We start from the raw sequence: 7,467 nt of genomic DNA, 5'->3' as shown, positions 1-7,467 counted from the left end.
GGCGCGGGTCCCGACGATCCGCCAGCAGTTGCGCATCAGCGCGACCATCGGAAGCGTCACCGGGGCCTGGTTGGCGCCCATGTGCACGAGCGTCCCGCCGGTGGTGAGCGCGGCCGTGGCCTGCAGGGTGACCGGACCCTGCGGGACGTAGTCCAGGACGGCGTCGGCGCCGCCCGGCACGAGGTCCCGCAGCGCCCGGGTGAGGCCCTGGCCCTCCTCCCAGCCGGCGGGCAGCCCGTCCAGCGCGAGGATGTCGGTGGCGACGCCGGGGGAGAGGCGGCGCACCGCCTCCAGCCGCTCGGTGCTGCGGCCCACCAGGACGAGCCGCGCGACCCCGAAGTGCGGGGCGAGGGCGACGGTGGCGGTGCCCATCGTCCCGGTGGCGGCGGTGACGACCAGGGTCGCGCCCGCCGCGAGATCGGCGAGCTTGAGGGCGCGGACCGCGTTGGCCAGGTCGTGCACCTTCGCGCCCACGTCGAAGCTCACCGCGTCCGGCAGCGGGTCGACGAGCCAGTGCGGGACGCGGACGTACCCGGCGAGCCCGCCGTCGTGGTACTCGTCGTACAGCGGCATCGGGACGTCGCTGAACGCGGCGTGCCCGATCATCGCCTGCTGCGCGCACATCATCTCGCGGTCGGTGCGGCAGTACCGGCAGGACCGGCAGGTCAGGTTCGGGTGGACGCGGACCCGGGCGCCGGGCGCGATCCCGGTGACCCGGTCGCCGACCGCGGCGACCGTCCCGGCGGCCTCGTGCCCGAGGGTGGTCGGCAGATGCCGGAAGGCGCCCTGGGCGAGCAGCCGCATCATGCCGGGGGCGAGCCCGGCGGACGCGACCTCGATCAGGACGTCCAGCGGCCCCGGTTCCGGGACGGGGATCTCGACCAGGTGCAGCGCGTCGGAGCCGCGCTCGGCGCGCGCGGCGAGCATCGTCTTCACCGGGCCTCCGCGGCGGTCGAGGGCAGGTGCCGGTCGAGGAACGCGTGCGTGCGCGCCCAGGCGGTCTCGGCCGGGCCTGACCGGTACATGTGGGGGCGCGCGTCGCAGGCGAAGGCGTGCCCGGCGTCCTCGTACACGTGCTGTTCGAAGTCGGCGCCCGCGTCCCGCAGCGCCGCGTCGATGGCCTTCACCTGATCGGCGGGGATGGTCGGGTCGTCGGCGCCGACGTGCAGCAGCATCGGCGCGTCGATCGAGCCGGAACGGTCCAGGACGGCGTGCGGGCCCGCCGCGATGCCGGGGCCGTAGAACACGACGGTCGCGGCGAGCCCCGGGATCGCGGTGGCGGCGGTGAAGGCGGCGCGGCCGCCGAAGCAGAACCCGACGACCGCGGTCCGGTCCGCGGCGAAGCCCGCGGCGGCGAGGTGGTCCAGGACGGCGCCGACGTCGGCGGCGATCGCGTCCGGGCCGATCGCGCCGATCAGCGGCATCGCCTCGGCGTGCCGGTCGTAGCCGAGGGTGCCGACCCCGGTGCGGTGGAACAGGTCGGGCGCCAGGGCCAGGAACCCGCGCGCCGCGAACCGGCGGGCGATGTCCTGGATGTGGTCGTTGACGCCGAACGCCTCCTGCAGGACCACGACGGCCCGGTCGGCGGCCCCGTCCGGCCGTGCGGCGTACACGCGCATCGGGCCGTCGGCGGTCTCAAGGGTGATCCATTCGGTCATGACTCTCCTTGCGGCAGGGCGTCGTAGTACTCGGCGGCGCCGGGATGCAGCGGGACGGGCGTGCGGCCCATCGCCACCGGGTCGAGGGGATAGGTGATCGGGCTCTTCTCCGGCGGGAGGTGCCGGTACTGGCGCTCGATGACCTCCCGGGTCTCGCCCAGCACCCACGCGATCGCGTAGGCGACGTCGTCGGGCAGGTCGGAGCGGGTCAGCACCAGGAAGTCGGAGAAGTCGAGCGTGCGGAAGCGCGGGCAGCCGGGGAAGTAGCCTTCCTCGACGGTCGCCGCGGGCCAGGAGTAGTCGGCCCACAGGCCGTCGAGGACGTCCTGCTCCACTTCCAGGAAGTGCAGGTCGGCGCCGAACTCCTGCCAGTGCGGCAGCATGACGGCCTCGTGGACGACGGCGTCCGCGCGTCCCGCCAGCACGTGGGCGAACGTCTCCCAGGGGCGCTCGTCGGCCAGGACCGTCCCGCCCCAGCCGGCGACGTCGACCCCGGAACGGGTCAGCAGCTCGTGCGCGCCGACGCCGACGTGGTTCTCCCCGTCGTGTCCGGACGTCGCGAGGGTCAGCGCGGGCGCGGCCTCGCGCAGCTCCGCGAACGACGTGATCCCGAGCGTCCTGCGCACTCCCACGACCAGACGGTCGCGCTGCGGGACGACCCCGAGCGCGCGCAGCTCGGGGAACGACTCCCCGGCGTACAGGCCGCGGCCGTCGAGGGCGGCGGCGGCGAACGCGGCGGGCGTGGTCAGCGCCACGTGCACCTCGCCCCGCCCCACCGCGCGGACGGCGTCGGCGTAACCGCGGCTGTTCCAGATCGCGACCTTGGTGTACGGGCCGCAGCGGTCGGTGAGCTCCTGGGAGATCCAGCCGCAGACCCGGTGCAGGTTGGCGGCGCCCCAGTCGCCGCGCAGGTGCAATGTCAACGACCGGTCGATCCTCGGTTCGGGCGGGCGGGTCATATGGTGCCTTCCAGGTCGAAGTAGCCGGCCAGCGCGTCGCGCACGAGCGCGGCGCGAGCAGAGGGGAACACGGCCGCGATGTAGCGGTCGGGCTTGACCAGCACGAACCGTCCGCGCGCGGCGGCCAGCGCGGACTGGAGCCGCCCGTCGGCGTCGGCGATCGCCTGCCGCCCGTCGCGCGGGCGCGGCAGCCGGTCGCCGAGCACCACGTCGAGCCGCGGCATCCGCCACGCCGGGAGATGCGCGTCGACGCGCTCCCACGCGGCGGGCGCGACGTCGACGCCGAGCAGCACCGGGCCGTCGCCGAGGACGTCGTCGAGCCGCCGCGGGCGCAGGCCCGGCGGGACGAGCACGCGCGGCTGGGGGAGCTGGCTCCCGACCAGCCGCTCGTCGCCGTGCCCCGTCCGCACCACGACCCCGCCGGCGTGGACGGGCCGGGGCCGGAACCGCATCTCGGTCAGGTAGCGGCGGCTCCACGGGGCCAGCAGCAGCGCCCGGACGGCGGTGTCCCGCAGGCGCCCCCGCATCGGGTCCACGGTCATCACCACCCGCCCGAGCCGCTCGGAGAACGCGACGGTCGCCTCGGCGTGCGGGCGCCGCTCGGGCTCGTAGGTGTCGAGGAGCCGCTCGGCCGCGCGGCCGTGCCACACCTCCGCCAGCTTCCACGCCAGGTTCGCGGCGTCGCGGACGCCCGAGTTGAGGCCCTGCCCGGCGAACGGCGGCATCATGTGCGCCGCGTCGCCGAGCAGGAAGCAGCGGCCGTCGCGCCACCGGTCCGCGACCACGGCGTTGAAGGTGTAGTTCGTCGCGCGCTCGACCTGCTCGGGGGTGATCGTCCGGTAGGGGGAGACGAGGCGGGCGATGGTCGCGAAGTCCGGCCGGGTGCCGCCCCGGCCCTCACCGGGACGGAGCCGGAACTCGTACCGGCAGCGGCCGTCCCGCCCCGGCACGATGACCGTCGGCCGGTCGGGGCGGCCGAGGTGCATGCCGTACCGCTCGTCGTGATGGTCTCCTATGGTGTCGGCGACCAGCCAGACCTCCTGGTGGCTGGTCCCGGTCATGCCGATGCCCTTCAGCTCCCGGATCGTGCTGCGGCCGCCGTCGCAGCCGAGCACCCAGCTCGCCCGCAGCTCGGTGCGGGTGCCGGAGGCGTCCAGGACGGCGGTGACGCCGTCGCGGGTCTCGACGACGTCGGCGAGTTCGGTGCCGAACCGGATGTCGACGCCGTCGCGGTCCTTGAGGTTCTGCAGCAGGACCCGCTCCAGCTCGGGTTGGGCGAACTGGTTCTTGAAGGGGTGCCCGAGGCGGTACGGCTCGGGGCCGCGGGCCTGGAACAGCGGGCGGCCCCTGCGGTCGTAGTAGCGGGTGCCGGTGCCGGGCACGACGATGTCCAGGACGGCGCCGTCGAGGCCCGCGGCCTGTAGGGTGCGCAGCGACTCGTCGTCCAGGCTGATCGCCTTGGCCTCGTCGCTGGTGGAGGCGTTGCGCTCGACGAGGACGACCGGCACGCCGCGCGCCGCCAGCAGGTTCGCGGCGGTCAGCCCGACCGGTCCCGCACCGGCGATCAGGATGGGGGCGGTCACGGGCGGCCGCCCTTGCGGACGAGGTAGGCGAAACCCGCGTCGAGCTGGGCGCCGGGCCAGCACTCGTCGCGTTTCGCCGCCGCCTCCGCGTCGTCGGACCACACGCGGATCGGCCCGGCCGCCATCGCCGCCAGCTGCGTCCGGCAGGCCCGGTCGAGCAGGACGGCGTGCATGACGGCCGCCTCGGCGCTCGTCCCGGCGGCGACGAGGCCGTGCTTGGGCATCAGCGCGGCGGGCGCGGCACCGAGCGTCTCGGCCAGCGCCCGCCCGAGCTCGGGGCTGCGGACGAGCCCGCCGGTGAGGGCGAAGCGCGGCACGTCCTCCCCGCCGAACAGCGCCCCCTCGTGCGAGATCGGCAGCAGCGGCGTGGCCAGCGCCGCGAACGCGACGGCGGAGTGCGCGTGGCTGTGCACCGTGCAGTGCAGTTCCGGCCGCCGCCGGAGGATCTCCAGGTGGATGTGGCATTCCTTGTGCGGTTCGCCGTCGCCCTCCAGGACGCCGGCGGTCCAGGAGACGAGCTGCATCCGGTCGGCGTCGATCTCCTCGAACCCCCAGCCCGGCGCTTTGATCCAGATGCCGCGCCCGTCCGGGTCGCGGACCGCCGCGTGCCCCCACACCATGTCCGACTGACCGGCCGCCGCCAGCGCCCGGTTCGCCGCGATCGCGAGGTCCCGCGCGGTCACCGCAGCGCCTCGATCTCGGCCGCGGGCAGCCGCTCCGCCGTGCGCGTCGCCTCGGTGACCCGCGGCACCTCCCGCGCCGAGACGACCGTGAGGTGCGTGCTGGGCTCGTGGTGGATCGAGGTGAAGGCGATCCCGGCCGGGATCTTGACGAAGTCGCCCGGCTCCAGCCGGACGGTCCCGCGCTGGGTGACGAGCGTCCGCCGCCCGTCGAGCTGGTACTGGATCTCCTGGGCGTTGCGGATGCGCCGGTACACGCGCCCGTCCGACGCCGGCGCCCACGTCCGCCCGATCAGGACGTCGGACGAGCGGTACACCCAGGTCGTGCCCGCGGCGTCGCCGGGACGCAGCACCTGGATCCGGTCGGTCTCGGTCGCGGCGTGCTCGAGCAGGGCCTGCTCGTCCGCCGGCGCGAGCACGATGTCGTGGCCGGGCCCGGCGAGGCACTCAGTGATCATCTCGTTGATCTCGCTGGGCTCCCAGCCGTCGAACGGCGGGATCGCCACCCGCGAGGTCCGCGCGGCGGGGATCGCCTCGTGGACCGGGGCGGGCACGTAGAACAGGATGTGGATGTCCTCGCGCCCGTAGTTGTCGTGCACCACCCCGACCGGGATGCGGGAGAAGTCGCCCGCGACCAGGTCGACGCTGCCGATGTCGGTCATCAGCGTCCGCACGCCGGTGACCTGGAACGACATCTCGTCCACATCGCAGTTGCGGTGGTAGAACGGCTGCCGGCCGTTCATCGTCTGCCACTCCAGGCGCAGGAAGTCGCTCTCGTAGACGCCGCGCGGCGGCGCGAACGGCCGGTCCACGTACTCGGCGCCGAGGTGCACGACCTCGATCGGCGGGTGGTCGCGTCCCATCCGCGGCGCTCCCGGCCGGACGACCGGATCGCCGAGCAACTGCTCCTCCCGCCGCCGGAACACGCGCGGCGCGGCGTCGAACGGGAACGCCTCCAAGCTCTCTTGGACGGTGCCCATGGGTCCTCCTCGGTTCTCGGGATCGCGGCTCAGGCTTCTGCCCGGACGGTGTTGCGCAGCGTGCCGATGCCGCCGATCGTCACCTCGACGACGTCGCCGTCGGCGAGGAACACCTGCGGGTCGCGGCGGAACCCGACGCCGCCCGGGGTGCCGGTGAGGATCACGTCCCCGGGTTCCAGCCGTGTGAACTGGGACGTCACCTCGATGAGCGTCGGCACGTCGAAGATGAGCCGGTCGGTGGAGGCCGACTGCATCTCCCGCCCGTTCAGCCGCAGCGAGAGGTCGAGCTTTCCGGGGTCCAGTTCGTCGGCGGTGACCAGGACGGGCCCGAGCGGCGTGGAGCCGTCCCAGGCCTTGCCCTGCATCCACTGGTGCGTCCTGTACTGGAAGTCCCGCATGGTGACGTCGTTGGCGATCGTGTAGCCGAGCACGTGCTCCAGCGCCTCGCCGCGCGGGATGCGGCGGCCGGCCCTGCCGATCACCACGGCCAGCTCCGCCTCGTAGTCCACCTGGGACGACTCGGGCGGCAGCAGGATCGGCTCGCCGTGCCCGATCAGGTTGGAGGCGAACTTGGGGAACAGCACCGGGTACTCCGGCAGGTCGCGCCCGGTCTCGTCGACGTGCGCGCGGTAGTTGAGCCCGACGCAGAAGACCTTGCCGGGGCGCGCGACGGGGAGCAGGGTCAGGCCGTCCAGCTCGGCGCCGTCCTCAGCCACCGGCACCGCGGCGGGATCGCCCGCCGCGCGGTCGATCCGGTCGAGCCCGAGCAGCCGGTGCACCCGTGTCCCGTCGAGGCGGCCGAGCGCTTCGGCTCCGTTCTCATCCCGGTAGGCAACGAACCGCATCCCACATCCTGTCCTGTCTGTTAGAGCAAGCATCCTGTGTTTCGATACAAGCTAGGGCTGGAGCGATCGGCGGTCAATGAGCTAGCGTGCTCAATATTCAGGATTATCTTCCTGTAAAACAGGACAAGGAGTCGTCCATGGCCATCGCCGAACTAGGGCATACCGGACTCTGGGTCACCGACCTCCCGCTGATGCGGGACTTCTACGAGCGGGTCCTCGGCCTGACCGTCACCGACCACGACGACGAGATCGGCATCGTGTTCTTCAGTGCCCGCCCGGACGTGGAGCACCACGAGTTCGTCCTGCAGACCGGGCGCACCGCCCCGCCCGGCGCCAAGCAGCAGCACCAGATCTCCTGGCGGGTCGAGACCCTCGACGACATCCGCGCCTTCCACCGGAGGTTCCGGGAGGAGGGCGTCGAGGTGCAGCAGGAGGTCACCCACGGCAACGCCTTCGGCATCTACTTCTTCGACCCCGAGGGCAACCGCAACGAGGTCTACCTGCGCATCGACCGGGACATCCCGCAGCCGTTCCGCAAGAGCATCGACTTCGGCCTGCCGCCCGAGGAGATCTACGCCGAGGCCGAACGGCTCCTGGACGACGGGGGCCCCGCCTACCGGCCCGTCCAGTAGCGCGGGGGAACGGCCGTGCGGCTCCGGGGACGCGGCGGCGGGCGGCCCGGCCCCGCAGCCGTGCGGCCCAGGGGCTGGGCCGCTCGCGGCGCGGCTCGTCCCCGGAGCCCGCGGCGGCGCCGGCCCTTCC

Annotated in this window: 8 protein-coding genes; 1 reads left to right on the top strand and 7 read right to left on the bottom strand. The window is 73.8% G+C overall.

Annotated elements, in window-relative coordinates; translation table 11 throughout:
- The 7 genes from ABT299_RS37860 to ABT299_RS37830 form a co-directional block, all read right to left on the bottom strand.
- Positions 1 to 927, bottom strand: a 927-nt coding sequence (locus tag ABT299_RS37860) for an alcohol dehydrogenase catalytic domain-containing protein (RefSeq protein WP_500253676.1), incomplete at its 3' end; no start/stop codon positions are given.
- A gap of 5 nt (positions 928 to 932) precedes the next feature.
- Positions 933 to 1,658 (bottom strand): dienelactone hydrolase family protein, encoded by a 726-nt coding sequence (locus ABT299_RS37855; RefSeq protein ID WP_190861419.1) that lies wholly within the window; start codon positions 1,656 to 1,658, stop codon positions 933 to 935.
- A complete protein-coding gene (locus ABT299_RS37850; protein ID WP_500253675.1) occupies positions 1,655 to 2,581 on the bottom strand; it encodes a TAXI family TRAP transporter solute-binding subunit in 927 nt (308 codons plus the stop codon). The genes ABT299_RS37855 and ABT299_RS37850 overlap by 4 nt, the downstream gene beginning before the upstream one ends.
- A gap of 32 nt (positions 2,582 to 2,613) precedes the next feature.
- Positions 2,614 to 4,200: a bifunctional 3-(3-hydroxy-phenyl)propionate/3-hydroxycinnamic acid hydroxylase gene (locus ABT299_RS37845; protein ID WP_500253674.1), complete on the bottom strand. Its 1,587-nt coding sequence runs from the start codon at positions 4,198 to 4,200 to the stop codon at positions 2,614 to 2,616.
- A complete protein-coding gene (locus ABT299_RS37840; RefSeq protein WP_387031445.1) occupies positions 4,197 to 4,883 on the bottom strand; it encodes a class II aldolase/adducin family protein in 687 nt (228 codons plus the stop codon). Before ABT299_RS37840 ends, ABT299_RS37845 begins: the two co-directional genes overlap by 4 nt.
- A complete protein-coding gene (locus ABT299_RS37835) occupies positions 4,880 to 5,860 on the bottom strand; it encodes a hypothetical protein (protein ID WP_500253673.1) in 981 nt (326 codons plus the stop codon). Before ABT299_RS37835 ends, ABT299_RS37840 begins: the two co-directional genes overlap by 4 nt.
- A gap of 29 nt (positions 5,861 to 5,889) precedes the next feature.
- A complete protein-coding gene (locus tag ABT299_RS37830) occupies positions 5,890 to 6,705 on the bottom strand; it encodes a fumarylacetoacetate hydrolase family protein (protein ID WP_500253672.1) in 816 nt (271 codons plus the stop codon).
- A gap of 137 nt (positions 6,706 to 6,842) precedes the next feature.
- On the opposite strand from ABT299_RS37830, the gene ABT299_RS37825 reads away from it, so the two are divergent.
- Positions 6,843 to 7,337: a VOC family protein gene (locus ABT299_RS37825; RefSeq protein ID WP_190861431.1), complete on the top strand. Its 495-nt coding sequence runs from the start codon at positions 6,843 to 6,845 to the stop codon at positions 7,335 to 7,337.
- Positions 7,338 to 7,467 lie beyond the last annotated feature (130 nt).

The sequence above is a fragment of the Spirillospora sp. NPDC000708 genome (assembly GCF_040299565.1).
Classification (GTDB): Bacteria; Actinomycetota; Actinomycetes; order Streptosporangiales; family Streptosporangiaceae; genus Spirillospora.
This window is presented reverse-complemented; position numbering and strand designations above follow the sequence as displayed.